We start from the raw sequence: 25,267 nt of genomic DNA, 5'->3' as shown, positions 1-25,267 counted from the left end.
GAACTGGCCTCTCGGAGCTGGGGGATGGGGAGCCGGGGAGCTCAGAGCCGGAAGGTGGCGACCGCGGCGGCGGTGTCGGAGGGCCACTCGTTGGCGGCGGTGCCGGGCTCGGGCTGCGGCCAGTCGGCGACCAGGGTGTGCGCCTCGACCAGCTTCAACGGGCCCGCGTACTGGACGTAGTCGACGCGGTCCTGCGGCTCCGGACGGTCGCCGCGCCGCTTGCGGGTGGGCGACCAGGTGTTGCCGGGGGCCTTGACCGGATCGGGGCACTCCTCGCGGAAGGTGTCGGTCAGTCCGGCCCCCTGGAGGGCCACGGTGACCGGCCAGGCGAGCGCGCCGACGCCCTGGTGGGCGGCGGCAGTGGCGGCCGTCCAGTCGCGGTGCGAGGGCGAGGAGAGCGCGCCGGCCAGCACCACCGGGGTGCGCCGGGCGATGTCCGTGCGGACAGCGGCGGCCAGCGCCCGGGCCTGCCGCAGCCGCAGCGAGCCGTTCTCGGCGGCCTCCACCTCGGCGGCGCTCCGCCCGTCCTGGACGGCGTACGGGCCGTAGCCCGCCTCGTCCAGGTGGGCGGCCCAGAAGCGGACGCTGCGGCCGCCGGGCAGTCGCAGGGTGGCCGCGGCGGCGGGCAGTTCGGCGGTCGGGGCGGTGACGTCGGTGAGCGGGTGGCGGCTGAGGATGCCGACGCTGCCCGGGCTCTGGTAGGCGTACCAGCCGAGGGCGTCGGCCAGGGTCCTGGCCCGCTCCCCCGCGGTCTCCTGCAGGGCGAGCACGTCCAGGCCCTGGGCGAGGACCACGCGCAACTGCTTCTCCAGCGCGTCGGTGTGGGCCGAGCCCGCGTCGTGCAGGTTCCAGCTGGCGGCCTTGAGGCGCAGCGGTGCGGCCGGGTCCACCACCGGGACGAGGACGGTGACGGTGTCGGTGGCACCCGTGCTGTCCTTGACGCCGACGACCACCGGCTCGGGGTTCTTGCCGGCGGCCGCGGGGGCGGTGCCGGTGAGCGTGCCGTCGGCGCTGACGGCGGCCCAGGCCGGGCCGCCGACCTTGCGGTAGGTGGCGGAGCCGGCCGGGTTGCCGGCCGGGCGGGACCAGAGGCCGCCGAGCCGGACCGTCACGGCGGCGCCCGGGGCGACGGGCGTGGCGGTGAACGCGTCCACGGCGGCGTGCGGGCGGACGACGGCGGGCTTGGGGCGGAAGGAGAACGGCTCGGTCCTGGCGAGGGTGCCGTAGCCGTCCTTGGCGAGCAGGTAGGCGGTGTACGGGCCGCCGGTCAGCGCGGAGGTGTCGAGCTGGACGTCGCCCGAAGTGCCCGGGATGTACTTCCACAGCAGCGAGCTGCCGTTGCCGGGCTGGCGGCCGCCGTCGTAGATGCCGACCCAGTTCTTGGCGTCGGGGGCGTCGGTGGTCCAGTGGAAGGTGAGCCGGTCGCCTTCGGTGGGGTTGGTGGAGGAACTGAGCGTCAGGGCGCTGCCTGCGGCCACGGTTGTCCTGTCCGCCGTCCGGGACCGGGCCGCCGGGGGACGGTTCGCCGGGGCCGGGTACGGCTGGTCACGGAGGCTGGGAGAAGGGAGCTCGCGCAGTTGGCTGTACAACTGCGGGCGGCCTCATTCACCCGAAGGCCGGCGACCGGCTCATGAACGAAGCATGACGGGGCGTCGGGCGGTGCGGGAACTTCGGTGGGCGCACCTGCGGACATGCGACGGGGGCCGCGGTGGACCGGTCCACCGCGGCCCCCGTCGGGCCGTGCTCCCGAGGCGCGGAGCGCCGGTCAGGCCAGGGCGAGGAAGAGCTTCTCCAGCTCGGCCTCGCTCATCGGCGCGGCGTCCTCGTCCGCGGCGGCCATGCACTGGCGCATGCCGCTCGCGACGATCTTGAACCCGGCCCGGTCGAGCGCGCGCGAGACGGCGGCGAGCTGGGTGACCACGTCCTTGCAGTCCCGGCCCGCCTCGATCATCGCGATCACCCCGGCCAACTGGCCCTGCGCGCGACGCAGCCGGTTCAGAACCGCGCCGACCGCCTCCTCGTCCACCTGCATGTCGGGCCGCCTTTCACATCGACTGTCGATGGACAAGTGTACCCGGCGGGGTATTCATTCCCGGGTGGCGAACGTCGTACCCGACCCGCCCGCGCCGAACGCGGGTCGGCGGCGGGGGCGGGCGCGGGCCGGCGGCGGGCCTGCGGCACGGGCGTGCACGGGCGTGCACGGGCGTGCACGGGCCGGCTGCGGGGCGGGCGCGGGCCCGGCGGCGGGCCAGGGCGCGGCTCAGCGGCGGGCCAGGCGGCGTTCCCCGCCCGCGCCGGTCGCGTACGGAAGCTCGTAGTGCGCGAACACGGCGGGCTCGTCCTCGGCGGGCAGCACGTCGTCGGTGCCGATCGCCGGCGCCTGCTTGACGAGGGTGCGCGGGTACGCCACCCGGAGGTAGTCCGGGCCGGCCACCGCGCCCTCCAGCGGGACGAACACCAGGCGGCGCCGACCGGCGAACCCGACCGTGACGGTGGCGAAGAACGGCTCGTCGCTGGCCGTCTCCACGTAGACCGACTCCAGCGAACCGATGCGGTGGCTCTTCTCGTCGACCACGGCGTGGCCGCGCCACTCGCGGATGTCCGCCATCGCGATGCCCACGGTCCGACCTCCCGTCCCCGGCTGTTCCCCCGCCCCGGTCTCCCATCCTGCGCCGGGAGCGGCCGGGACGCGCGGCGGGGCCACCGGCCCCCGGCCCGACGAAAGGGACATACGGGGGTGACCCGGCCAACCCCCACGGGGGCCGTGACCTGGGCTTTAGGCTGTCCGGCAGCAGGATCGCGAGTGGATCGTCAGTGGTGTCAGTGGTGTCCGGGCGAAGGGGCGGCAGCCGTGGGGTACGAGAACATGTGGGAGTCCGGCGGGGCCGGGATCGCGGCCGACCTGCGGCCCGACGTGCCGCATCCGGCCCGGATGTACGACTACTACCTCGGCGGCAAGGACAACTTCCCCGCCGACCGCGCCGCCGCCGAGAAGGCGCTCGCCGCCAACCCGGAGTTCCGCTCCACCGCCCGCGCCAACCGCGCCTTCCTCACCCGCGCGGTGCGGTGCGTCGCCGACCTCGGCATCGACCAGTTCCTCGACATCGGCACCGGCATCCCCACGGCCGGCAACACCCACGAGATCGCCCGGACGGCCAGGCCCGGCGCCCGGGTCGTCTACGTGGACAACGACCCGATCGTGCTCAGCCACGCCCGGGCCCTGATGGCCGGCTCGGGCGCCGGCCGCACCAGCGTCATCCAGGCCGACCTGCGCGAGCCCGGCGATCTGCTGGACGCCGTCCGGGCGGTGGAGCTGCTCGACTTCTCCCGCCCGGTCGGGCTCGTCCTCGCCGCGGTCCTCCACTTCCTGCGGGACGAGGACCAGCCCCACCGGGTGCTCGCAGCGCTGCTGGACACCCTGCCCTCCGGCAGCCACCTGGTCCTGTCGCACGGCACCGCCGACTTCATCCCGTCCACGACGCGCGACCGGGTCACCGGCGTCTACGACAGGGCCACCGCTCCCCTCGTTGGCCGCTCCCGCGAGGAGGTCCGGGCCTTCTTCGACGGCCTCGACCTCCTCGAACCCGGCGTCACCACCGTCCCCCTCTGGCGCCCCGACACCACCCCCGAGCCCGGCGCCGACCGCGTCAGCATGTACGGCGCGGTGGCCCGCAAGCCCTGAGGCCCGGGCCGGTCGGCCGGTGCGCGGGAAGATCCGGCTGTCGGCCCCGTGCGATCGCGCGCGAACGGGCTGACCTGCCCCGGGGCAGGCGGCCCGTACCGCCTTGAGCGGAGCGGGCCGGCCTGGAACGATGGGCAGTTCGGATACGTCAGGTACCGCGACTCGGGGAGAGCCGCGCGATCGGGGAGGCCGTGTGATCATCGCCCGCGAGGTGGAGTTCGACCGCGACGAGATGTTCGAGCTGTACGACGCAGTGAAGTGGGAGGGCTACACCAGCGACGTCGACAAACTGATGCGCGGCCTGGCCAACTCCCATCTGGTCGTGACCGCGCGCGACGAGTCGGGGGAACTGCTCGGGCTGGCCCGCACCATCTCGGACGACGAGGCGGTCTGCTATGTCCAGGACGTCCTGGTGCACCCGCGCCACCACCGCGAGGGCGTGGGCCGTGCGCTGATGGAGCACCTGATGGACCGCTACGCGCACTGCCGCTTCTTCCTGCTCTCCACCGACCACGAGTCCACCCCGGAGGGCGTGCGGAACCACGCCTTCTACCGCTCGCTGGGCTTCCTCTCCTACGAGGAGAAGGAGATGTCCGCCTTCGGGCTCCCCCGTGTCCGCGCCCCGCGGGCGGGTGCGGGGCGGCCCACGGCCTGACCCCGGCCCCGCCGCGCCCGCCGCACGCTCAGACCGGACGGCCGGGCGGGACCAGGCCGGTCTGGTAGGCGATGGCGACGAGCTGGGCCCGGTCCCGGGCGTCGAGCTTGGACATCGCCCGGTGGACGTGGGTGCGGACGGTGAACGGGCTGACGAACATCCGCTCGGCGATCTCCTCGTTGGTGAGGCCGGTGGCGGCCATCGACATCACCTCCCGCTCACGGGCGGTGAGGACGGCCAGCCGCTCGCTCGCGGGGGTGGCGGACGCCGGCTCGGGCTGGGCCAGGAACTGGTCGATCACGGCCCGGGTGGCGGCGGGCGAGAGCAGCGCCTCGCCCGCCGCGACGGTGCGCACGGCGGCGAGCAGTTCCTTGGGGTCGGCGCCCTTGCCGAGGAATCCACCGGCGCCCGCGCGCAGCGCCTGGGCCACGTACTCGTCGATCTCGAAGGTGGTGAGGATGAGCACCCGGGTGCCGGACAGCTCCTCGTCGCCGCAGATCTCGGCGGTGGCACCGAGACCGTCGACGCCTGGCATCCGGATGTCCATCAGCACGATGTCGGGCTTGGTGGCCCGGGCGAGCGCGACGGCCTCCCGGCCGTCGGCGGCCTCGCCGACCACCTCCATGTCCTCCTCCGCCTCGATCAGCAGGCGGAAGGCACCGCGCAGCAGGGCCTGGTCGTCGGCGAGCAGTACCCGGATGGTCATGCGTTGTCCCTGTCCTCTCGGAGCGCGCCGTCCGCTCGGGCGGCGTGCTCCTGTCGTTCGGCCGGTGTCGGGCGATCGGTACGGGTGGTGCGCGCGGCCCGGGCGGCCCGGGCGACGTCGGCGGCGGTGAAGGCGCCCGCGGACTCGGGGCCGTCGTCGCGGGCGCCGGTGCGCAGCGGCAGTTCGGCGGTGACCAGGAAGCCCCCGTCGGGCCGCCGGTCGGCACTGAGCCGGCCTCCGACCGCCCCGGCCCGCTCGCGCATGCCGATCAGGCCGAAGCCTCCTTCGCTGGGCGGGTGCTGGGGCAGCGACACCGCGCGGCGGCGGCCGGTCGCGGTCGGCCGGCCGTTGGCGACGCTGACCGCGACCCGGCTGCCGCTGTAGGCGAGGGTGATCTCGGCGTCGGCGCCGTGGGCGTGCTTGGCCACATTGGTCAGCGACTCCTGGACGATCCGGAAGGCGGTGAGGTCCACGCCGGGCGACAGCGGGCGGGCCTCGCCCTCGACGGAGAGCCGGATCGGCAGGCCGGCCCGCTCGAAGGTGGTGATCAGTTCGGGCAGCCGGTCGAGGCCGGGGGCGGGTTCGAGCGGGGCGCGGTCCTCGGCGCGGCGCAGCAGGCCGACGGTGGCGCGCAGTTCCTGGAGGGCCGAGCCGGTGGCGTCGGTGATGTGGCTGAGCACCTCCCGGGCCTGGACGGGGTGGTTGTCCATGAGGTGGACGGCGATGGCGGCCTGGGCGTTGGCGAGGGCGATGTGGTGGGCGACGACGTCGTGGAGGTCGCGGGCGATCCTGATCCGCTCGTCCGCGACCCGCCGACGGGCCTCCTCCTCGCGGGTGCGCTCGGCGCGTTCGGCACGCTCCTCGATGGCGGCGAGGTGGGCGCGGCGGTTGCGGATCGAGTCGCCGAGGGCGCCGGGCAGCAGGGCCCAGGCCAGCACGCCGAGCCGTTCGCTGACCGGCCCGCCGGGGCCGAACAGCAGGGCGATCCCGGTGAGCAGGACGGCGGTGACGACCGAGGCGCGCAGCGCGGTGGCGCGGTCGGTGCGGATGGCGAGGAAGTAGAGCGCGAGCAGCAGCGGGGTGGCCAGGGTCGGGGTGAGCCGGGGGCTGACCATGGCGAGCGCCATCGTGCAGAGCAGGGTGACGGCGACCACCGCACGCGGGTGGCGGCGGTGGGCGAACAGAGTGACGGCGGAGACCAGCGCGATGACGAAGGTGGGGGCGGCGAACGGGGTGAAGCGGCCGCCGTTCTGGTCGATGGTGGCGCCGAGGGCGGTGATCGTGACCATGGCCGTGCCGCCGGCGACGTCGAGCAGCCGCGGATGGTCGCGGCGCAGGCGCTGCCAGAAGTCGCTCATGCTCGTGCTCTCCGGTCGGGGGACACTGGCCACGCCCGCAACCGGGCAGCCTGGGTTCGAGCCGCGCCGATCCCGATCGGGGGCGCGGCGGGCCGCGGCGGGGACCTCCGCACGCGCGGTGGCCCCCGACAGCAACGGTAACGGTTGGGCTCGAACCGGTGTCCGAGCGGTTTGGCGCCGGCCCGGCCCCGCACGGTGTCGGGGCGGGGCCGGGGCCGTGGCCGGGCGGCAGTGTCCTAGACGGTGACCGACTCCCGGACCGGGGCCTGCTCGGGGGCGGGGGTCTCCAGCTTGCTGCCCTCGACGTCCACGTCGGGTATCAGGCGGTCGAGCCAGCGCGGCAGCCACCAGGCGCGGCGGCCGAGCAGGGCGAGGACGGCCGGGACGATGGTCATCCGGACGATGAAGGCGTCGAAGGCGACGGCGGTGGCGAGGCCCAGACCCATCATCTTGATCATCGGCTCGCTCATCCCGATGAAGCCGGCGAAGACGGCGATCATGATGAACGCGGCGGCGGTGACCACCCGGGCGTTGTGCCGGAAGCCGGTGACGATCGCCTCACCGGGCTCCTCACCGTGGACGTAGCCCTCGCGGATGCGGGTGACCAGGAACACCTCGTAGTCCATGGCGAGGCCGAAGACCACACCGATCATGAAGATCGGCATCATGCTCATCACCGGGCCGGTCTGCTCCACGCCGATCAGCTCGGCCAGCCAGCCCCACTGGAAGACCGCGACCACGGCGCCGAGCGCGGCGACCACCGACAGCAGGAAGCCGAGGGCCGCCTTCAGCGGCACGAGGATCGAGCGGAAGACCACCATCAGCAGGATGACGGCGAGGCCGACGACCACGGCGAGGTAGGGCAGCAGCGCGTCGGACATCTTCTGCGAGACGTCGATGTTCATCGCCGTGGTGCCGCTGACCAGGACCGTCGCCCCGGTGGCCGTCTTCAGGCCGGCCGCGTCGTGGCGGATGGCGTGCACGATGTCCTTGGTCTCGGCCTCGCTCGGACCGGTCGCCGGGACGGCGTTGAGCAGCGCCGTGTCGCCCGCCTGGTTGAACATCGGCGGCGTCACCGCGACGACCCCCGGCAGCCCGGAGACCTTCTTGGCGACCTCGTTCGCGGCGGCCTTCGGGTCGGCGACGCCCTTGACGTCCACCATGACTGTCAGCGGGCCGTTGAAGCCGGGGCCGAAGCCCTCGGAGAGCAGGTCGTAGGCGCGTCGCTGGGTGGTGGAGGTGGGCTTCGACTCGTCACCCGGCAGGCCGAGCCGCAGGTCGAGCGCGGGGGCGGCGAGCACGCCGAGGCCGATCACACCGCCGAGCAGCACCGCGAGCGGGCGGCGCAGGATGAAGCGGGCCCAGCGGGCTCCGCCGTTCTCCTTCGCGGCCGGGGCCGCCCCGCCGCGGGCCTTGCGGGCCTTGCGCGGCAGCACCTTGCGGCCGAGGAAGCCGAGCAGGGCGGGCACCAGGGTGAGGGCGACCAGCACGGCGATGACGACCGTCCCGGCGGCGGCCATGCCCATCTTGGCCAGGATCGGGATGCCGACCACGGAGAGGCCGGCGAGCGCGATCACCACGGTGAGGCCCGCGAAGACCACCGCGGACCCGGCGGTGCCGACCGCCCGGCCCGCCGCCTCCTGGGGCGCGCGGCCCTCGGCGAGCTCGGCGCGGTAGCGGGAGACGATGAACACCGCGTAGTCGATGCCGACCGCGAGGCCGAGCATCATGGCGAGGGTGCCGGTGGTGGTGGAGAGCCCGAGCGTGCTGCCGAGCGCGGTGATCAGCGCCATGCCGAGGCCCACGCCGACGACCGCGGTGAGCAGCGGCAGGCCGGCCGCGACCAGCGAGCCGAAGGTGATCACCAGCACGACGGCGGACAGCGCCATGCCGATCGCCTCGCTGCTGCCCCCGGCGTCGGCCTTGGCCATCAGCGCGGTGCCGCCGATCTCGACCTTGAGCCCGGCGTCCCGGCCGTGCTGGGCGGCCCGCTCCAGGGTGTCGGTGGCGGTCTTGGACACCTCGCCGGCCTTGGCGGAGTAGCTCACCGTCGCGTAGGCGGTGGTGCCGTCCGAGGAGACGGCGCCCGGCATCTTGAACGGGCTCACCGCGCCGGTGACCTGCTCGGAGCCGGCGAGCTCGCCGACCGTCCGCTCGACCGCCTGCTGGTTGGGCGCGGCGGTGATCTTCTGGCCGGAGGGGGCGACGAACACCAGGCGCGCCGAGGCCCCGTCGGCGTGGCCGCCGGGGAAGCGCTCGTTCATCAGGTCGAACGCCTTCTGCGCTTCCGTGCCGGGCATCGCGAAGCCGTCGTCGGGTGCGGCGGGCGCCTTGGCCGCCAGGACTCCGACGGCTGCCAGCACGGCGACCCAGAGGAAGGTCACCAGCCGGCGCCGGACGAAGGTCCATCGGCCCAGGCGGTACAGGAACGTGGCCACGGGAGAGCGGACTCCTTCGGATGCGGTTCTCGGGAACAGGAAGCGCCGCGGCCGACCGGACGTCCTGGTGGACGCGGTCCCCCGCAGCATGACCCATCCTTGATCGCCGACCCCTGCTCCGTCGTCGTCCCTGTGCAGGCCGTTTGCGTACTGCGGACGCAGTAGTGCCGTCCCCCGCACGGAGGAGCGCACGCCCTGCGCCGGAAGCAGCCCCCGGACCTGCGACGGCAGTAGATCCGGTCACCCGTGCGGTCGGCGACGGCGGGCCGGGGGCCGGTGGGCGAAGTAGCGTGATGTGCCTGACCCGTCCGCTGACGTGCGGTTCGGGAGGATTCGACCCGATCGGTGCTGCTCCGGCAGCCCGCCGCCGGAGGTGCCCATGGGCGTTCCAGCCGCCCGCATCGTGTTCGACGAGAGCGACCGCGCGGCCGTCGCCGAAGCGGTGACCGAGATGCTCACCACCGGCGCGCTGACCCTCGGCCCGTGGACCGAGCGCTTCGAGCAGGCCTTCGCCGCCGAGCACGGCGCCTCGCACGCCGTCGCGGTGAGCAGCGGCACGGCGGCGCTGGAGGTGATCCTGCGCAGCGTCGGCGTCCGGGGCCGCGACGTGGTCGTCCCCGCCGTCACGTTCTACGCGACCGCCGGGGCGGTGGTGCACGCGGGCGGGCGGCCGGTCTTCGCCGACGTCGATCCGGCCACCCTCGCGCTCTCCCCCGAGACCCTGGAGGCGGCGCTCACCCCGGACACCGCCGCCGTCGTCCTGGTGCACATCGGCGGGCTGGTCGGCCCGCAGGTCGACGCCCTGCGGGCGCTGTGCGACCGGCGCGGCGTCCCGCTGGTCGAGGACGCCGCCCACGCCCACGGCAGCAGCTTCGACGGGCGCGCCGCCGGCACCTTCGGCCTGGCCGGGGCCTTCTCCTTCTACCCGACCAAGGTCACCACCAGCGGCGAGGGCGGGATGATCCTGACCGAGTCGCCCGAGCTGCGCGACGGGGCCCGGATCTACCGCGACCAGGGCAAGGGCTCCTTCACCACCAACCACCATGTGAAGCCCGGCTACTCCTGGCGGATGAGCGAGCCGCACGCCGCGATCGGCGCGGTGCACCTGCGCCGGCTGAAGGAGTTCATCGAGACCCGCCGGGCCGTCGCCCGCCGCTACGACACGGCGCTCGCCGGGCTGGACGGGCTCGACCCGGTGCCCGAACCGCCCGGCTGCCGCGGCAACTACTACAAGTACGTGGCGCTGCTGCCGGCCGGGGTCGACCGCGCCGAGTTCAAGCGGGCGGTGGCCGAGGAGCACGCGGTGCGGCTGTCCGGCGAGGTCTACGACCTGCCGCTGCACCTCCAGCCGGTGTTCGCCCCCTACCGGCGCGGGCCGCTGCCGGTGGCCGAGGACGTCTGCGCCCGGCAGGTCTGCCTGCCGGTGCACTCCGACATGACCGAGGACGAGACGGAGCAGGTGGTCGACGCCGTCTCCGCGGTGTACCGGCGACTGGCCGGGTAGCCGGAGCGAAGGGAGCAAGATCGTGCGGATAGCCGTCACCGGGGGCTGCGGGTTCATCGGCTCACACGTCGTGGACCACCTGATCGCGGCCGGCCACGACGTCCTCGCGGTGGACACCACCGACAAGTACCTCAACCCGGACGCCGAGCACGCGCGGCTCGACGTCCTCGACCTCAAGGCCCTCACCGCGGCGCTGGCCGGCAGCGAGGTGGTCTACCACCTGGCCGCCATGGCCGACGTCGAGCAGGTCACCGCCGACCCGGTCCGCGCGGTGCGGACCAACATCGACGGCACCGAGGCCGTCCTGGAGGCCGCCCGGCGCAGCGGCCTGAGCCGCACGGTGCTGGCAAGCACCGTCTGGGTCTACGGCGCCGCCCTCACCGACGAGCAACTCGACAGCAGTGAGCAGGAGTTGGACGAGCACGTACCGATCGAGCTGGAGCACAGCGGCCATCTGTACGTGGCCACCAAGCTCGCCGCCGAAATGCTGGTGCACAGCTACCGCGAGCTCTACGGGCAGCACTTCACCATCCTGCGCTACGGCATCCCGTACGGCCCCCGGATGCGGGACGAGCTGGTCGTCGCCCGGTTCGTCCAGGCCGCGCTGGCCGGCCGGCCGATCACCATCGCCGGGGACGGCCGGCAGAGCCGCAACTTCGTCTACGTCGAGGACCTCGCCGACGCCCACGTCCGGGCCCTGTCCCCCGCCGCCGAGGACCAGACCTTCGCGCTGGAGGGCTCGACGGCCGTCTCGGTGCGGGACATCGCCGACACGGTGGACGGCCTGCTGGGACCCGTCACCATCGAGCACATCGACGGGCGGAAGGCCGACTACGCGGGGCGGCGGATCTCCTCGGCGCAGGCCAAACGACTGCTGGGCTGGTCGCCGAGCACCAACTTCACCGACGGCGTGCGGCGGTACGCGGACTGGTACCGGGCCACCGTCGGCACCGCCGCCGGCGCCTGACGGGGCCGCCCGATGCCGCACGCCCTGCTGGTCTCCGGCTCGCTCGGACAGGGCCACGACGTGATGGCCCAGGCCTGCGCCGACACCCTGCGGGAACGCGGCTGGACCACCAGCACCGTCGACGCCATGGCCCTGCTCGGGCCGCGCTCGGGCGCGGCCGGGGAGGCGGTGTTCCGCCGGCTGCTCGACCTGCCCGGGGTGTACGACGCCTTCCACTTCTCGGCGCTGCGGCCCGGTGCCCGGATCGCCCTGCTCGCCGACGCGGCGGCCCGCGGCCGGCTGGTCCCGGCGCTGCGGGAGCTGATCGAGGCGCAGCGGCCCCAGCTGGTGGTCTCGGTGTTCGCCACCGCGACCTCGGCCGTCAACCGGCTGCTGCGGCAGGCGCCGGAGCGGGAGTTCCGGCACTTCGTGTTCTGCACCGACGTGACGCCGCACCGGCTCTGGGTGCAGGAGGGGACGGACCTGTTCCTGGTCACCTCCGAGGTCGCCGCGTGCGCGGTCCGGCGGTACCGGCCTGATGCCGACATCGCCGTCGTGCCGGCGCTGTTGCGCCGGCCGTTCTACCGGCCGCCGCGACGGTCCGCGGCGCGGGCGGAGCTGGGCGTGCCGGCGGACGTCGCGTGCGTCCTGCTGATGTCCGGCTCCTGGGGGCTCGGTCCGCTCGCCCGCACCGCCGCCTCGCTGGCCGCCGCCGGGCCGCACGTCCTCGCGGTGGCCGGGCGCAACCGGGAACTGGAGCGCCGGCTGCGGGCCGCCGCGCGCCGGGAGCCCCGGCTGCACCCCTTCGGCTACACCGACCGCGTCCCCGCGCTGATGGCCGCCGCCGACCTGGTGGTCACCAGCTCGGGCGACACCTGCAGCGAGGCCCGGGCACTGGGCCGGCGGCTGCTGCTCCTCGACGTGGTGCAGGGGCACGGGCGCGACAACCTCCAGCACGAGCTGGAACTCGGCCACGCCGACGTCGCCACCGCCCACCCGGCCGAGGTGGTCCGCAACGCCCTGGCCGCGCTCCACCGCCCCGAGCCCGCGCCGTCCGCCGGCGCCGCACCGGAGGCGTGGCAGGCGGGGTTCGGGGCGGCGCTGCGGCGGATGGGGCTGGGGTAGCTGCGGGGGCGGGAACGGGGGTCGGCCGGCGCGCCGGTCACACCGGGCGGTTCCGGCCGGCGGGCGGCGGCACCCGGTGGTCGCGGAGGGGGCCGAGGGTGAGGCGGCGGGTGCGGCAGTGCGCGGCGATCAGGGGGAGCGCGGCGAGGGTGGCGCGCCAGGAGCCGGGGGCGGAGGTGCAGTCGGAATCGTGCAGCAGGAGGGTGGCACCGCCGGTGAGGCCCGGGCAGGCGGTCGCGTAGACGGACGCGCCGGTGGCCTCGGCCGTCCAGTCGCGGCCCCAGGCGGTCCACAGCACGCTGCGCAGGCCGAGGCGGCGGGCGGCCAGGGCCGGGCCCGCGGTCAGGACGCCGTACGGCGGGCGGTACCAGAGCGGACGGGCGCCGCAGAGTCCGGTCACCGCCTCGGCGGCGCGGCGCAGTTCGCGCAGGTCGCGGACGGGGGCCGGGTACCACTGCCGCCGGTGGTGCCAGCCGTGGACGGCCACCTCGTGGCCGCGCAGCACCAGCTCCCGGCCGAGCGCGGGGGCCCGCTCCAGCATCGCGCCGAGCAGGAAGAAGGTGGCGCGCGCACCGAGTTCGTCCAGCGCGTCGAGGACGTACGGGGTGCTGCGCGGATCGGGGCCGTCGTCGAAGGTCAGGGCGACGTGGCCGGGCGCGGTGCCGTGGCCGGCGGTGCGGCGTGCCAGGGTGCGGCGCAGCGGCGGCAGCCGGACGGCGGCCGGGGCCAGGTGCAGGAACTCGGCCCCGGCGGCGACGGCGAGGGCCCCGGCGGTGAGCGCCCCCGGGCGCCGGGCGGCGGCGCTCACCCGAAGCGGGAGGCCATCCGGCGGAACACGCCCGGGGCCACCCCGTGGACGCGGGCCGGGAAGCCGAGCCAGTGCGGGACGTAGAGCCGGTCGCGCTCGGTGGTGATGGTCGCGACCACGACGTCCGCGACCCGCTCCGCCGGGACCGGGCGCGGGCGCTCGCGCTGGTACGGCGTGCCGCGCCGGTCGAAGAACGGGGTGTCCACGGCCCCCGGCAGCACCAGGCGTACCCCCACCCCGGTGCCGCGCAGCTCGTACCAGAGGCTCTCCGCGAACATCGTCAGCCCGCCCTTGGTGGCGGCGTACCCCGACTCGTCCCGCACGCCGACCTGGCCGGCCATCGAGCCGAGCAGCACGATCCGGCCGCGGCGGCGTTCCAGCATGCCGGGCAGCAGCAGGCGGACGAGGCGCAGCGGGGCGGCGAGATTGACCTCGATCATCCGGTCCAGGGTGTCGGAGGGCGTCTGCGCGTACGGGCCGCGCCAGCCCAGGCCGGCGCTCGCGATCAGGGCGTCCACCCGGCCGGCCGCGGCCAGGGCGGCGTCCGCGAGGCGGGCCGGGCCGTCCGGCTTGCTCAGGTCCTCGGGCAGGGCGCGGCCGCCGGTGCGGTCGGCGAGTTCGTCGAGGCGGGCACGGTCGGTGCCGGAGAGCAGGGTGTGCCAGCCGGCGTCGGCCAGGCGGATGGCGGTGGCGAGGCCGATCCCGGAGGAGGCGCCGGTGATCAGCGCGACCGGGCGGTCGGCCGGGGCGGCCGGGGCGGTCCGGTCCTCCGGGGTCTCCGGGGCCTCCGGGGCCGAGGGCTCCTTGGGGTCCGAGGAGTCCGAGGGGTCCGTGCGGGCCTTCGGGCCTGACCGCCGGGGTCGGGAGTGGGACTCCTCCGCCATCGGGCACCTGCCGCTCTGTGGCCGTGTCGCCGTCCGATTTGTCCGGCAAGTCACCTTCGCACGGCGGAGCCGTCCGGGCTACCGGGGCGGGGCGGCGGGCTCCGCCTCGGTGTCCCGGTGCGGAGCGACCAGTTCGGCGGACTCGCCCTCCAGCTCACCGAAGCGGGAGAGCACGAAGGTGCCGCCCACCGCGACCACGAAGCCGGTCAGCGCGCACCACTCGAACCCGGGCCGGGCGGCGTCCCCGAGCACCGTCACGCCGATCAGCGCCGGACCGAAGGTCTCGGTCACCGTCCCGGCGGCGGTCGCGGCCGTCACCGTCCCGCGCTGCAGCGCCAGGGCGTAGGCGAGGTAGCCGCCGAGGCCACCGACGGCGAGGGCGTAGGCGGCCGGATCGGTGAGCACGGCGACCGGGCCGGAGACGTCCAGGACCCGCACGGCCAGGCTGGTCACGCCGAAGCCGACCCCGGCCAGCATGCCCAGGCCGGCCGCGGCCGCATTGCCCTCCCGGCGCACCAGGACCACGGTGGCGAGCACCATGGCGGCGGTGGTGGCGAGCAGCGCCCAGTGGAAGACGGTCGCGGCGTGGTCGCGGCCCTCCTGTCCGGAGCCGAGCGCCAGCAGGGTCAGGCCGAGGACCACCGCGAGGATGCCCGCGAGATCGCCCCGGCGCAGCCGGGCGCCCAGCAGCCAGACGGCCGCCAGGGCGGTGACGGCCAGGCTGGCGTTGGTGACGGCCTGGACGAGGAAGAGCGGGAGGGTGCGCAGGGCCACGATGCTCAGCACGAAGCCGACGATGTCCAGCAGCGTGCCGAGGACGAACTGCCAGGACCGCACCAGCGCGGCCAGCAGGCCCGCCCGCACCCGGTCGGCGCGCGGGGCCGACCGCGCGCCGCGCGCCTGGAAGACCGCCCCGAAGCCGAAGCAGACGGTCGCGGCCAACGCGGTGGTGAGTCCCAGCAGCATGCCTCTCCCTGCCTCGCGGGGCAGCATTCGGTCCCCCACCAGTCTGTGCCCGGGGGAACGGGGGCGCACGGGTGGGACGAGGGGAGCGAGCGGCAGCGCCGGGAGGACTCCACGGACCTGGTGGCCCGCACCGACGGACGCGGGCCACCAGGGGCCGGGCCGGGCGCAGGCCGGTGGTTCAAGGCCGGACGGCCACCGCGGCGTACAGCGAGACCTCCTCGGCGGCCCCGGGCTTCTCGTCCGGCGCGGGCCGCCACTGCGCGATGGGGACGAGCCCCGGGTCGAGGAGCGTCCAGCCGTCGAAGAAGCGGACGATCTCCGACCGGGTGCGGGCCTGGGCGGCGGTGCCGGCGGCCTCGTAGATCCGGGTCAGCCGGGCGATGTCCTCGGGCGCGAACTCGGGGCTGACGTGGGTCAGCACCAGGGCGCTGCCGGGGACGAGGGCGGATTTGAGGCGCTCGACCAGCTCGTACGCGCCGTGGGTGTCGGGGACGAAGTGGAGCAGGGCGTTGAGGGAGAGCGCGACCGGGCGGGCCAGATCGAGGGTCTCCCGCAGGCCCGGGGCGGCGAGCAGTCCGAGCGGGTCGGTGACGTCCGCCTCGACGTACGCGGTGCGGCCCTCGGGGGTGCCGGTGAGCAGGGCCTGGGCGTGCGAGAGCACGATCGGATCGTTGTCGGCGTAGACCACGCGGGCGTTCGGCCGGACGCCCTGGGCGACCTCGTGCAGGTTGGGCGAGGTGGGGATGCCGGTGCCGATGTCGATGAACTGGTCGAAGCCGGCCTCGGCGAGCGCCCGGGTCGAGCGCTGCATGAAGGCGCGGTTGACCCGGGCGGCGGCGCGCAGCCACGGCGCGACGGCGAGGGCCTGTCCGGCGGCCTCGCGGTCGGCGGCGAAGTTGGTGAAGCCACCGAGGAAGTAGTCGTACATCCGGGCCGAGTGCGGCACGTTCAGCCGCAGGTCCACCCCGTCGTAGAGACCCATCGCGCTCTCCCCCGGTTCCGCTCCCGACCGATCATTCCCGACCGATCGCCCCTGACCACGATAGGCGGGACCGGTCGCGTTCCGAACAGCTTCGGAGCATTCCAACCAACCGACGGCGCCCATGAGATGACCATCTGTATTCGGATTGCATCCTGGAGTGACGGGCCTGATGGAATGAGGATGGGCACCGACAGCCCGACCCTCGGGTGGCCGGGTGAGCAGCCGACGGCCACGGAAAGCAGGCTCGATGACGATCGACAGGGGTGCCCCGGCGCGCAGGTTCCGGGGCGGAACGGCCGTGGCGCACCTTCACGGAGCGGAGACGGCGCCGGCGGCCGGCTCCGACCGCGCTCCCCGGTCCGACCCCGAACTCCGCCTGGGCCTCGCCTACGCCGCCTTCTGCGAGACGCACGAACCCGCCTGGCACGCGCTCGCGTTGACCCGGATAGGCAACCGGTCCGACGCGGAGCTGGTCGTCGGGGCGGTGAAGTCCGACCTGGCCCGCTGCTGGCCGCAGGTCCTGCGGTTCGAGGAACCGGCCGCCTACGCCTGGCGGTTGGCCAACCGGCACGTCTCCGACTGGGTGGCCGCCGAGGAGCCGGTGGAGGTGGAGGCGGTCACCTTCGCGGCGGTGATCGGGGCCTTCAAGCAGGTGGCGAAGGGGCTGCTGCACAGCGAGGCCGACGAGGTGCGGCTGTACGCGGCGATCCTCGAACTGCCGGACCGGCAGCGGGACGTGGTGATCCTGCGGTACCTGCTCGGCCTGCACGTCAAGGTGATCGCGGCGTACCTGGGGCGGCCGGTGGCGACGGTGCACTCCAACCTCCGGCACGCCCGGGAACGGCTGGCCCGCCGGCTCGGGGTGGGCGAACTCCCGGACGACGAGGGCGAGCTGTGACGGGGAGACCGGAGGAGGGCGCCCCGGTCGGCGCGGAACCGGCGAACAGCGGCCGGACGGTGTTCCGCGTTCCCCGGCCCGAACGCGCCCATGCGGAGCGGATCGCTGCGCTGCGCCGGGCCAGGATCACCGCCGCGCCCGCCCACCTGCCGTCGGAGCACGAGCAGGCGGCGTTCGAACTCGGCCTGGTGGTGGCCCTGGTGCTGGGTGCGCCGGACGCCTCGCGCGGACTCGACCTGCTGGTGAACGCGCGCCGGATCGAGCCGGAGGGGGCCGAGGTGTTCGGCGCGCTGCTGTACGCCACCGGCAAGGAGGAGGGCGCCGAGTTCTGGTGGCGCTTCGCGGCGGGCTCGGGCAGCGGGACGGCCGCCTACTGCCTGCACCTGCACCACCTGATGCTCGGCGAGACGGACGACGCCGACTACTGGCGGGCCTGGTCGGACCAGCTGGCGACGGTCGAACGACCGCCCGGACCACGGGTGTTGCGGATGAACCGGCCGCTGCTGCCGGACGACGTACGGCGGGACATCCTGTCCCGGGTGCACCGGGGACTCGCCCCGCAGCTGCCGCCGGCGCTGGTCGCGGTGATCGACCGGCTGCCGGTGCAGGACAGGGACGAGGAGGAGGTGCCGAGCCCGTGGGGGCTCACCTCGGGGGCGACCTCCGGCTGCTCCTGGACGGACCTTCCGTTGGGAGCCGGAGACGATCAGGGCGCCCCGTGGGAGTGAGTGTCCCGCGGGCTGCCGTGATCATCCGTTCAGGTGAGCGCCGACAGCCGGGCGACGACGGCCCGGTCGCGCCCGCTCCCGGTCTCGGTCCGCTCCCCCGTCGGCGTGGTGTGCCGGACGACGTACCGGTGCGGTGCCATCGCGGTGTCGCGTCCGGCCAGGGCGGCGACCACGGCGCGGTGGGCCTCGGCGGGGCCGAACGAGGGGTCGACGGCGGCCACCTCGGCCACCAGCCTTCCTTCGCTCACCGAGAGCCGGTGGTCCCCGAGCGCGGCGTGCAGGAGTTCGCGGACGGCCGCGAGATCGATCCAGGAGCCGTCGACCAGCCTCCATTCACCGCCCCGGCCGGCCCCCGGCGGACCGAGCGCCGCGGGCAGGTCGGCCAGCAGCACCGGGCCCTCGGCGGCGGCCGCGAGCACGGCCGGCAGCGCCCGGGCGAAGCTCTCGGCCTCCTCGGGGTCGAGCACCTGGGGACAGGCGATCAGGGCGAAGTCCAGGCTGCCGGTGATCCGCAGGACGGTGAGCATCAGCCGGACCGGCAGCGGCGGGGCGGGCAGCACGGTGAGTTCGGGGTCGGCGGCCGAGGGCGGCTGGACGGCGGCGACGGAGGCCGGGATGGTGAGGCTCAGGTCGTTGACGACCACCTGGCGGGCGAACCGGGCGCCGCGCACATGGGCCGCGTCGTCCACCAGCTGCCAGACCTTCTCGGCGTCCAGGGTGCTGTGCCAGTAGGCGCTCAGCGAGGCCGACTTGGCGCGGCCGATCAGCTGGTCGAGGTCGGCCGCGCCGGCGTCGAGCAGGATCAGGGCGTCCTGCGCGAGGGTCCCGACGTGGTCGATCAGGGCGGCGCGCTGACGGTTGGCGGACAGCGCCGAGAACACCAGCTCGGAGCGGGCCGCGCGGTGGGCGACCAGCGCGGCGAAGGCGGCGAGCAGGACGACCGAGGGGCTGGCACCGGTGCGCCGGCAGACCGCGGCGAGGTCGTCGGCGGCGGTGCGCGAGCGGACCAGCAGGGCGCTGTGGTCGCGGGGCGGGCCGCTGATCCGCGCGTCGGAGAAGACGCCCACCGGACCGGCGGTCAGGATCCGGGCCCAGTGCCGCAGGGCGGCCGCCGACCTGCGGCGGCCCTGGGCGCTCTGCTCCGCCACGGCGATCCCCAGCGGGGTCGGCGCGGTGACCGGCGGCAGCTCCTTCCCCGCGGCGAGGGCGCACCAGTCCTCGATCAGCACCGCGGTGGCGGCGCCGTCGGCGCCCGCGTGGCAGACCACGGCGACCAGCCGCAGCAGCCGCTCGCCCGCGGCGATCAGCGTGAACCGGATCCTCGGCGGCAGGTCGAGGCCGACCGGAACGGCGACATCGACCCGGCCCAACTCCTCGGCCATCGCGTTCAGTTCGGCATCCGAGTGGCAGCCGGCCTCGACCACGGAGACGGCGAACCGGCCCTGCCGGTGCACCACCTGGCGGTCCGGGAATCCGTCCGGACCGGGACCCGCGGGAAAGGAGGTCCGCAACGACTCGTGCCGCTCGACCAGCCGGCGGAGGGCGACCAGCCCGGAGGGGACCGAGATGCCGTCGGGCACCGGCCAGACGGACTCCTTGTTGATCGCCTCGGGGGCACTGGCCCGGATGCAGCGGATCATGTTGTCCTGGCCGCGGGTGAGCGGTCCGGAGCCGCTGCTCTCGGCGGCGTACCGCACGGTGACCCGCCTGGTGGCCGGATTCGTGCCGCACGGTGTCGCGCCGAGTGACGCCGGGTCGTGCGGTGGAGCGCCGAGTAGCGTCGGGCCCTGCGGTGGAGCGCCGAGTGACGCCGGGTCCTGCGGTGGAGCGTCGTGTGGTGCCACGTCGTACACGCCTTTCGGCTTGCCGGGGAGGGCCGGGGAGGGCTCGGCAGGGGGTGTGATCGGGACGCTACCAGCGCCCTCGTCAGCTGGTCCAGACCAAGCCGAACCTGATCGAGCGTTCCGTCAATTCCCCTGCCAATCATGCGAGTTGACATGTATTGGCAATCCCCCGAGGGCGGCGACGGCAGCCCGGAACGGCTCCGCGACGGGGACGTCGCAGAGCCGGGCCGGGCCGGCGCCGAGCGCGCCCGGGTCGGCCACCAGCACCGGCGACGGACCGGCGACGGGCACGCCGAAGGACTGCACGACGCGCCCGCCGTACGCCTTGACGCAGGCCTCCCGGCGGCACCACAGCGCGGTGAACCGCGCCGCCCGCTCGGCCGGTTCCGCGGGCTCGGCGACGAACCACGCCTCCTCGACCGGGAACCAGCGGGCGGCCATCCGCTCGGCCGTCCGCGGGTCGTGGAGCCGTTCGACGTCGACACCGACCGCCCGCCCCTCGGCGAGGGCCAGCACCGCGACGGCGTCCGAGGCCGACCAGCTGACCCGCAGCGCGCCGTCCCCCGCCGGCTCGGGCTTGCCGTTCGGCCCGTACCGCCAGACCACGTCGGCCGGGTGCACCCCGAGCCGGGCTGCGACCAGCTGCCGGACGGCGCCGCGCACCACGGTGAAACGCTCGCGCGCCCCGGGGTCCATCCCGGAGGCCCGGGCGCGCTCGCCCCGGTCGAGCGACTGCCACAGCTCCCCGGCCGGAACGGCCGGTTGACGCGTGTCGATCAGCCAGAGGTCGATCGCCGTCACGGCAGGGTCAGCGTGCTCAGCACCCCGAGCCGGCGGTCGAACCCGGCCAGCAGCGCGGGCCGGCCGGCCGCCCGCCACTGCGGGAGGTGTTCGGCCAGCTCCGCCCAGAGCCCGGTGAACGGCTGGGCCGGCGGGGGCTCCGGCGGGCCGAAGCCGGGGCCGAGCAGCAGTGCCGTCTCGGGCCCGAGTTCCCCGGCCGCGGCCCGGACCGACTCGGCCGGGGAGGCCGCGCCCCTGGTCTGCCGGACGGCCAGGCCCTCGCCGGGGGCCTCCTCGCAGACCAGCACCACCACCGCGTGCCGCTCCGGCAGCGGCACCGGTCCGGGCGGCTCGTAGTGCAGCGCGGTCTGTTCGGCCAGCACCACCACGGCCCGGCGGCAGCCGCCGGTGCGCTGGTGGCCGGCGGCCAGCCGCAGTGCGGTGAAGGCCGCCGCGCCGCCCTGGTCGCAGACCGCGAAGGCGAGCGGACCGCCCGGGACGGACCGGCTGAGCGCCAGCGAGGACGGCGCGCCGGGCCGGACGTCCGGGGTGTCGAAGGCCAGGATCAGCAGGTCGGCCGGCTCGTCCTCGGCGAGCGCCTCGCGGAGCACTCCGGCGGCCAGTTCCTCGTAGGAGTGGCCGACGCCCTCGCCCAGCAGGTCCTCGCGCAGCGGCAGGCCGTAGGGGCGGACGAGGTCGGAGACGAAGACCCGCAGGTCCGGGTCGAGCGAGGTCTCCGAGCGACCGTCGAACCGGCGGGCCAGCGCCCGGGTGATCCGCAGGCCGGTGGGACCGGGGGCCATCCGGTCAGTCCTCGGGGATGACGTGCCCGGCGACGTAGTCGGCCAGCCTGGTGACCGACCGCAGGTCGTCCTCGGTGATCTGCTCGACGTCCACCTGGATGTCGAGCGACTCCTCCAGCTCCAGGATGAGCTCGATGGTGCCGGCCGAGGTGAGGCCGAGGTCGTCGAAGAGGCAGGCGTCCTGCGGGATCTCGGGCAGTTCGCGCTTGAGGACGCGCGGCAGGAGCTCGCCGATGCCGTGCAGGATGCGCTCGCGCAGTTCGGGGTCGGTGGTCTGGACCGCGGCTTCTGACATGGGTGTCCCGTCCCGTCGTACGTGGGATGTGTGCTCCGGGGCTTGCAGGCGCCCCGGGGCTCTGGGTGGTGTGGGAATCCGGCGTCACCGTGCGGACGGCGGCCGGCGGAGTCGGCGGCATCGGCGGCCGGCGGACCGTCAGTACCGCATCGCCATCGCGGAGAAGGTCGCTCCGACACCGGCGGCGGCGATCAGGTAGTGGTCGCCGCGACGGAGCAGCCCCCGCATGGTGGCGGTGTGGAGATTGATGAGGCTGTCCGAGGCGAAACTGTGCCCGACCGACCGCACGTTGTCCAGCACGACTTTCTCGACCGGATAGCCGATCCGGCGCGCGATCATCCGCCAGGACGCCTGGTTGACGTTGTGCGGCAGGATCGCGGCCAGGTCGGAGAGGTCCAGACCGGCCTGGTCCAGGGCGGCCTCGATCGCCTCCACCATCACGTTCGGGTACTCGCGCTGGTAGCGGGCGAGCAGGTCCGGGTCCTCGGCCAGCCGGCCGTCGAACTCCGGGCGCTGGCGCACCACGAAGGAGAGCATCCGGTGGCGCTCGCCACCGGCGCTGACCAGGCAGGCGGCCGCACCCTCGGCGAAGATGCCGGTCTCGGGCACCACCTGGGCGTCCCTGGTGAAGGTCTTCTCGCCGGTCAGCACCAGGGCGAGCGCCGCCGGGTCGGGTTCCTCCGCGAGCAGCCTGCCGGCCAGGTCGATGGCCAGCAGGCCCACCGCGCAGGCGTGGTGGGTCACCGTGAAGGCGTTGGCGTGCGCCAGTCCACGGGCGTCGAGCAGGTCGTGCAGCGGGTTGAGCGGATGGGGCACCGCCACCGGCATGCTGCGGGCGTGGATCACGAAGCGGATGTCGTGTTCGCGTCCACGCAGCTCCGGCAGGTTGTCCAGGGCGGCGTCGAGCAGGTCGGGCAGCGTCCCGGTCGGGTCCAGACGCAGCTGGTCCAGGCCGTGGAAGCGGCGGAAGAGACGGAGTTGACGTGGGGTCAGGCCGATGAGCTCGCCCACAGCCTCGATGGGAACGGCGTGCGGGGGGAGGTGGACGGCCACTGCCTCCAGTGCGGTCACCCGGGCTAGTATTCCGACGCCCGCCGGGTCGCACAAGTGATCTCGGGCCCCCTCCGTCGCCGCCGCTCCCCGGAAGCCCGTCAACTTCCCCCCGGCGCGGCCGCGTTCACCCCCGTGCCGTCGAGCAGGTGGGAGATCTCTCATGTCGAACCCTGAACCCCCCTACCCCGGAGCCCCGTTGAACCAGGATCTGGTGGCCCTGCTGGTCGAGGTGGCCGGCGCGCCGCCCGGCTGGGCGCGTCACGTCACCCCGGACGCCCGGCTGGACGGGGACCTGCTGCTGGACGAGGACGAACTCGCCGAACTGGCCGATCGGCTGCGCGGGCGCTTCGGTCCGCAGGCCGACCTGGCCGCGCTGCGCGCCGGGCTCGACCTGGCCGCCCTGGAGGACCTGACCGTCGCCGACGTCCAGCGACTGCTCCCCGAGGAGGGCGCACGATGACCCGGTTCCTCCTGGTGATGCCGCCGTTGACCGGCCACGTCAACCCGGCCGCCGGCATCGCCGCCGAGTTGACCGCACGCGGCCACCAGGTCGCCTGGACCGGCACCGAATCGGTGCTGCGCCCGCTGCTCGGCCCGCAGGCCCGGGTGCTCGGCACCGGTACCCGGGCGTTCCGGGCCCAGGGCGGACACGGGCTGGCCGCGTTGCGCTCGCTCTGGGAGGGCTTCATCGTCCCGTACACCAGGTTCACGCTGAAGCCGCTGGACGCCGTCGTGCGGGAGTGGCGGCCGGACGTGCTGCTGGTCGACCAGCACACTCCGGCGGGCGCGCTGGTCGCGCACCGGCACGGTCTGCCGTGGGCGTCCTTCGCGCCCGGGGCGATGGAACTGGGGCGTCCCTACCGGGCGTTGCCGCAGGTCGAGGCCTGGATGACCGGGCTGCTGCGGGGGCTGTGGGAACGCGCCGGGCTGCCCGCGGAGGAGTACCTGGACCCGCGCTTCTCCCCCGCCCTGGTCCTGGCGACCACCGGTCCGGCCCTGACCGGCTCGACCCCGCCGCCGGAGCACGCGCTCGTCGGGCCGGTGATCCCGGCGCGGCCGCACGATCCGGACTTCCCGTGGGAGCGGCTGCTGCCCGGCCGGCGCCGGGTGCTGGTCACCATGGGCACCCTGGCCGGCGAGCTGGGCGCGGACTTCCTCGCCCGGTCCGTCCGGGCGCTGGAGCTGTGCGGTGACGAGGTGCAGCCGGTGTTCGCCGCGCCGAGCGAGCTGCTGCCCGAACTCCCCTCCCGGGCCGTCGCGGTGGGCCGGGCGCCGGTGCTGGAGCTGATGGCGCGCGGCGAACTGGACGCGGTGCTCTGCCACGGCGGGATGAACACCGTGGGCGAGGCCCTGGCGCACGGACTGCCGCTGGTCACCGCACCGATCCGGCACGACCAGCCGATCGTGGCCGGCCAGGTGGCGGCGGCGGGCGCGGGGCTGCGGGTGCCGTTCGCGCGCGTCACCTCGGTGCGGCTGGCGGACGCGCTGCGGACCGTCCTCGACTCCACGGCCCACCGGGAGCGGGCGGTTCAGGTCGGGAGCCGGCTGCTCGCCGGGGGCGGTGCGGTGGCCGCGGCGGACCGGTTGGAGGCGCTCGGCTGAGCGGGCCGGGCCAGTCTCACGCCCCCGGGAACCGCCCCGCCCTGCCCGGAACCGCCGCCCCTTAGCAGACCGGCGGAGGGTACGTCCATTGGTCTAGGCCATTGTTTCCGGGGTGGGGTTCGCCCTAGGGTGTCGCAGCGGCACCGCCCTCCGCAGGTGCCGGGCCCCGCCTTTCCAGGTGCCGTGGCAGCCCATCCCCGCACGGGAGTTCCGGTTGATCGAGACCGCGGGACTGCGCAAGTCCTACCGCAAGAAGACCTCGCGCCGCAGCGGCGAGAACCCCGTCGTCGACGCCGTCCGCGGCATCGACCTGTCGGTCGCCGCCGGCGAGATCTACGGCTTCCTCGGCCCCAACGGCGCGGGGAAGACCACCACCCTGCGCATGCTGGCCACCCTGATCCGCCCGGACGGCGGACGGGCCACCATCGCCGGGGCCGACCTGTTCAGCGACCCCGCCGGGGTCCGCCGCCGGATCGGCTACGTCGCCCAGGGCGGCGGCACCACCGACCACGTCAGCGGCCGCGAGGAACTGGTCCTCCAGGCCCGGATGTACGGCGCGGCCAAGGCGCAGGCCGTCCAGGCCGCCGCGGACGCGCTCAAGGCCTTCGACCTGGCCGAGTTCGGCGACCGCCCGTGCGCCACCTACTCCGGCGGCCAGCGCCGCCGGGTGGACATCGCGCTCGGGGTGATCCACCAGCCCCGGGTGCTGTTCCTGGACGAGCCCACGGTCGGGCTGGACCCGGCCAGCCGGGCACACGTCTGGGAGGAGATCCGCCGGCTGCGCACCGAGGGCATGACGGTGGTCGTCACCACCCACTACCTGGACGAGGCCGACGCGCTCTGCGACCGGGTCGCCATCGTCGACCACGGCCAGGTCGTGGCCGAGGGCACCCCCGAGGCGCTCAAGCGCGAGATCTCCGGCGACGTCGTCCTGGTCGGGCTGGACGCCGCGGACGCCGCGGAGGCCGCCTTCGAGCGGGCCGCCGAGGTGCTGCGCGCGCAGCCGTACCTGCACCGGCTGGAGCAGAACGGCGACGAGGGGCTGCGGCTGTACCTGGAGGACGGCGCCGCCGCCATTCCCCGGCTGCTGCGCGCCCTGGACGCGGCGGGCGTGACGCCCGGCACCGTGCAGCTCCAACGGCCCAGCCTGGACGACGTGTTCCTGGCCCGCACCGGCCGCTCGCTGCAGCAGTCCTGACCCCGTACCGCC

The 25,267-nt window shown here is 75.0% G+C and carries 25 protein-coding genes; 10 read left to right on the top strand and 15 right to left on the bottom strand.

What is annotated here, in order from left to right; genetic code table 11:
* Positions 1-41: 41 nt before the first annotated feature.
* The 3 genes from ACFVUY_RS23200 to ACFVUY_RS23190 all read right to left on the bottom strand — a co-directional run bounded on the left by ACFVUY_RS23200 (position 42) and on the right by ACFVUY_RS23190 (position 2,608).
* Positions 42-1,478 carry an endonuclease/exonuclease/phosphatase family protein gene (locus ACFVUY_RS23200; RefSeq protein WP_387732707.1) on the bottom strand — a complete coding sequence of 479 codons (1,437 nt, stop codon included), beginning with the start codon at positions 1,476-1,478 and terminating at the stop codon, positions 42-44.
* A 287-nt stretch (positions 1,479-1,765) separates the two neighbouring features.
* Positions 1,766-2,032 (bottom strand): metal-sensitive transcriptional regulator, encoded by a 267-nt coding sequence (locus ACFVUY_RS23195; protein WP_188303232.1) that lies wholly within the window; start codon positions 2,030-2,032, stop codon positions 1,766-1,768.
* Between the two features lie 228 nt (positions 2,033-2,260).
* Positions 2,261-2,608 (bottom strand): PRC-barrel domain-containing protein, encoded by a 348-nt coding sequence (locus ACFVUY_RS23190; RefSeq protein WP_387732984.1) that lies wholly within the window; start codon positions 2,606-2,608, stop codon positions 2,261-2,263.
* Between the two features lie 258 nt (positions 2,609-2,866).
* Between ACFVUY_RS23190 and ACFVUY_RS23185 the strand changes: the two genes are divergently transcribed.
* Both ACFVUY_RS23185 and ACFVUY_RS23180 read left to right on the top strand, forming a co-directional pair.
* Positions 2,867-3,682 carry an SAM-dependent methyltransferase gene (locus ACFVUY_RS23185; protein WP_387732981.1) on the top strand — a complete coding sequence of 272 codons (816 nt, stop codon included), beginning with the start codon at positions 2,867-2,869 and terminating at the stop codon, positions 3,680-3,682.
* A 193-nt stretch (positions 3,683-3,875) separates the two neighbouring features.
* Positions 3,876-4,337: a GNAT family N-acetyltransferase gene (locus tag ACFVUY_RS23180; protein ID WP_387732704.1), complete on the top strand. Its 462-nt coding sequence runs from the start codon at positions 3,876-3,878 to the stop codon at positions 4,335-4,337.
* 28 nt (positions 4,338-4,365) lie between these two features.
* Here the strand turns inward: ACFVUY_RS23180 and ACFVUY_RS23175 are convergent, their stop codons facing one another.
* The 3 genes from ACFVUY_RS23175 to ACFVUY_RS23165 all read right to left on the bottom strand — a co-directional run bounded on the left by ACFVUY_RS23175 (position 4,366) and on the right by ACFVUY_RS23165 (position 8,839).
* Positions 4,366-5,043 (bottom strand): response regulator transcription factor, encoded by a 678-nt coding sequence (locus ACFVUY_RS23175; RefSeq protein WP_359914739.1) that lies wholly within the window; start codon positions 5,041-5,043, stop codon positions 4,366-4,368.
* The gene (locus ACFVUY_RS23170) at positions 5,040-6,401 is read right to left on the bottom strand and encodes a sensor histidine kinase (RefSeq protein ID WP_387687554.1); all 1,362 of its coding nucleotides are present in this window, start codon (positions 6,399-6,401) and stop codon (positions 5,040-5,042) included. The genes ACFVUY_RS23175 and ACFVUY_RS23170 overlap by 4 nt, the downstream gene beginning before the upstream one ends.
* A 236-nt stretch (positions 6,402-6,637) precedes the next feature.
* Positions 6,638-8,839: an MMPL family transporter gene (locus ACFVUY_RS23165; protein WP_387732701.1), complete on the bottom strand. Its 2,202-nt coding sequence runs from the start codon at positions 8,837-8,839 to the stop codon at positions 6,638-6,640.
* Between the two features lie 379 nt (positions 8,840-9,218).
* Here ACFVUY_RS23165 and ACFVUY_RS23160 point away from each other — a divergent pair, with 379 nt between their 5' ends.
* The 3 genes from ACFVUY_RS23160 to ACFVUY_RS23150 are packed head-to-tail and all read left to right on the top strand — an operon-like array spanning position 9,219 to position 12,414.
* Positions 9,219-10,343 carry a DegT/DnrJ/EryC1/StrS family aminotransferase gene (locus ACFVUY_RS23160; protein WP_387732699.1) on the top strand — a complete coding sequence of 375 codons (1,125 nt, stop codon included), beginning with the start codon at positions 9,219-9,221 and terminating at the stop codon, positions 10,341-10,343.
* Positions 10,344-10,365: 22 nt separating this feature from the next.
* Positions 10,366-11,310 (top strand): NAD-dependent epimerase/dehydratase family protein, encoded by a 945-nt coding sequence (locus tag ACFVUY_RS23155; protein ID WP_387687548.1) that lies wholly within the window; start codon positions 10,366-10,368, stop codon positions 11,308-11,310.
* Between the two features lie 12 nt (positions 11,311-11,322).
* Positions 11,323-12,414 carry a hypothetical protein gene (locus ACFVUY_RS23150; protein WP_387732696.1) on the top strand — a complete coding sequence of 364 codons (1,092 nt, stop codon included), beginning with the start codon at positions 11,323-11,325 and terminating at the stop codon, positions 12,412-12,414.
* A 37-nt stretch (positions 12,415-12,451) separates the two neighbouring features.
* On the opposite strand, the gene ACFVUY_RS23145 is transcribed toward ACFVUY_RS23150, so the two are convergent.
* The 4 genes from ACFVUY_RS23145 to ACFVUY_RS23130 form a co-directional block, all read right to left on the bottom strand.
* Complete coding sequence (locus ACFVUY_RS23145; RefSeq protein WP_387687544.1) at positions 12,452-13,222, bottom strand: polysaccharide deacetylase family protein; 771 nt, start codon at positions 13,220-13,222, stop codon at positions 12,452-12,454.
* The gene (locus tag ACFVUY_RS23140; protein WP_387687542.1) at positions 13,219-14,106 is read right to left on the bottom strand and encodes an SDR family NAD(P)-dependent oxidoreductase; all 888 of its coding nucleotides are present in this window, start codon (positions 14,104-14,106) and stop codon (positions 13,219-13,221) included. The genes ACFVUY_RS23145 and ACFVUY_RS23140 overlap by 4 nt, the downstream gene beginning before the upstream one ends.
* A 78-nt stretch (positions 14,107-14,184) precedes the next feature.
* Positions 14,185-15,072 (bottom strand): DMT family transporter, encoded by an 888-nt coding sequence (locus tag ACFVUY_RS23135; protein ID WP_387687540.1) that lies wholly within the window; start codon positions 15,070-15,072, stop codon positions 14,185-14,187.
* Between the two features lie 178 nt (positions 15,073-15,250).
* Entirely contained in the window at positions 15,251-16,054 is an 804-nt protein-coding gene (locus tag ACFVUY_RS23130) for an SAM-dependent methyltransferase (RefSeq protein WP_387687538.1), read from the bottom strand.
* Positions 16,055-16,352: 298 nt separating this feature from the next.
* Between ACFVUY_RS23130 and ACFVUY_RS23125 the strand changes: the two genes are divergently transcribed.
* Both ACFVUY_RS23125 and ACFVUY_RS23120 read left to right on the top strand, forming a co-directional pair.
* On the top strand, positions 16,353-16,952 hold the full coding sequence (locus ACFVUY_RS23125) for an RNA polymerase sigma factor (protein ID WP_387687536.1): 600 nt from the start codon (positions 16,353-16,355) through the stop codon (positions 16,950-16,952).
* Entirely contained in the window at positions 16,949-17,680 is a 732-nt protein-coding gene (locus ACFVUY_RS23120; RefSeq protein ID WP_387732694.1) for a hypothetical protein, read from the top strand. Before ACFVUY_RS23125 ends, ACFVUY_RS23120 begins: the two co-directional genes overlap by 4 nt.
* A gap of 29 nt (positions 17,681-17,709) precedes the next feature.
* Here the strand turns inward: ACFVUY_RS23120 and ACFVUY_RS23115 are convergent, their stop codons facing one another.
* The 5 genes from ACFVUY_RS23115 to ACFVUY_RS23095 all read right to left on the bottom strand — a co-directional run bounded on the left by ACFVUY_RS23115 (position 17,710) and on the right by ACFVUY_RS23095 (position 22,473).
* Positions 17,710-19,377 (bottom strand): condensation domain-containing protein, encoded by a 1,668-nt coding sequence (locus tag ACFVUY_RS23115; protein ID WP_387732691.1) that lies wholly within the window; start codon positions 19,375-19,377, stop codon positions 17,710-17,712.
* Between the two features lie 270 nt (positions 19,378-19,647).
* Positions 19,648-20,325, bottom strand: coding sequence for a 4'-phosphopantetheinyl transferase family protein (locus ACFVUY_RS23110; RefSeq protein ID WP_387732689.1), 678 nt, complete (start codon positions 20,323-20,325; stop codon positions 19,648-19,650).
* On the bottom strand, positions 20,322-21,107 hold the full coding sequence (locus ACFVUY_RS23105; RefSeq protein WP_387732686.1) for a hypothetical protein: 786 nt from the start codon (positions 21,105-21,107) through the stop codon (positions 20,322-20,324). The genes ACFVUY_RS23110 and ACFVUY_RS23105 overlap by 4 nt, the downstream gene beginning before the upstream one ends.
* A gap of 4 nt (positions 21,108-21,111) precedes the next feature.
* The gene (locus tag ACFVUY_RS23100; RefSeq protein WP_049653836.1) at positions 21,112-21,402 is read right to left on the bottom strand and encodes a phosphopantetheine-binding protein; all 291 of its coding nucleotides are present in this window, start codon (positions 21,400-21,402) and stop codon (positions 21,112-21,114) included.
* Positions 21,403-21,540: 138 nt separating this feature from the next.
* Positions 21,541-22,473, bottom strand: a complete 933-nt coding sequence (locus ACFVUY_RS23095; RefSeq protein WP_387732683.1) for a 3-oxoacyl-[acyl-carrier-protein] synthase III C-terminal domain-containing protein — start codon at positions 22,471-22,473, stop codon at positions 21,541-21,543.
* 178 nt (positions 22,474-22,651) lie between these two features.
* Here ACFVUY_RS23095 and ACFVUY_RS23090 point away from each other — a divergent pair, with 178 nt between their 5' ends.
* From ACFVUY_RS23090 to ACFVUY_RS23080, 3 genes are all read left to right on the top strand, one after another.
* Complete coding sequence (locus ACFVUY_RS23090; RefSeq protein WP_387687523.1) at positions 22,652-22,915, top strand: hypothetical protein; 264 nt, start codon at positions 22,652-22,654, stop codon at positions 22,913-22,915.
* A complete protein-coding gene (locus tag ACFVUY_RS23085) occupies positions 22,912-24,057 on the top strand; it encodes a glycosyltransferase (protein WP_387732680.1) in 1,146 nt (381 codons plus the stop codon). The genes ACFVUY_RS23090 and ACFVUY_RS23085 overlap by 4 nt, the downstream gene beginning before the upstream one ends.
* A 214-nt stretch (positions 24,058-24,271) precedes the next feature.
* Positions 24,272-25,255, top strand: coding sequence for an ATP-binding cassette domain-containing protein (locus ACFVUY_RS23080; RefSeq protein ID WP_387732677.1), 984 nt, complete (start codon positions 24,272-24,274; stop codon positions 25,253-25,255).
* Positions 25,256-25,267 lie beyond the last annotated feature (12 nt).

Origin of the sequence: Kitasatospora sp. NPDC058063 (genome assembly GCF_042885395.1) — a bacterium.
Lineage (GTDB): Bacteria > Actinomycetota > Actinomycetes > Streptomycetales > Streptomycetaceae > Kitasatospora > Kitasatospora lactacystinica.
Note: the sequence above shows the minus strand (reverse complement) of the source record. Positions and strands in the feature narration are given on the sequence as shown.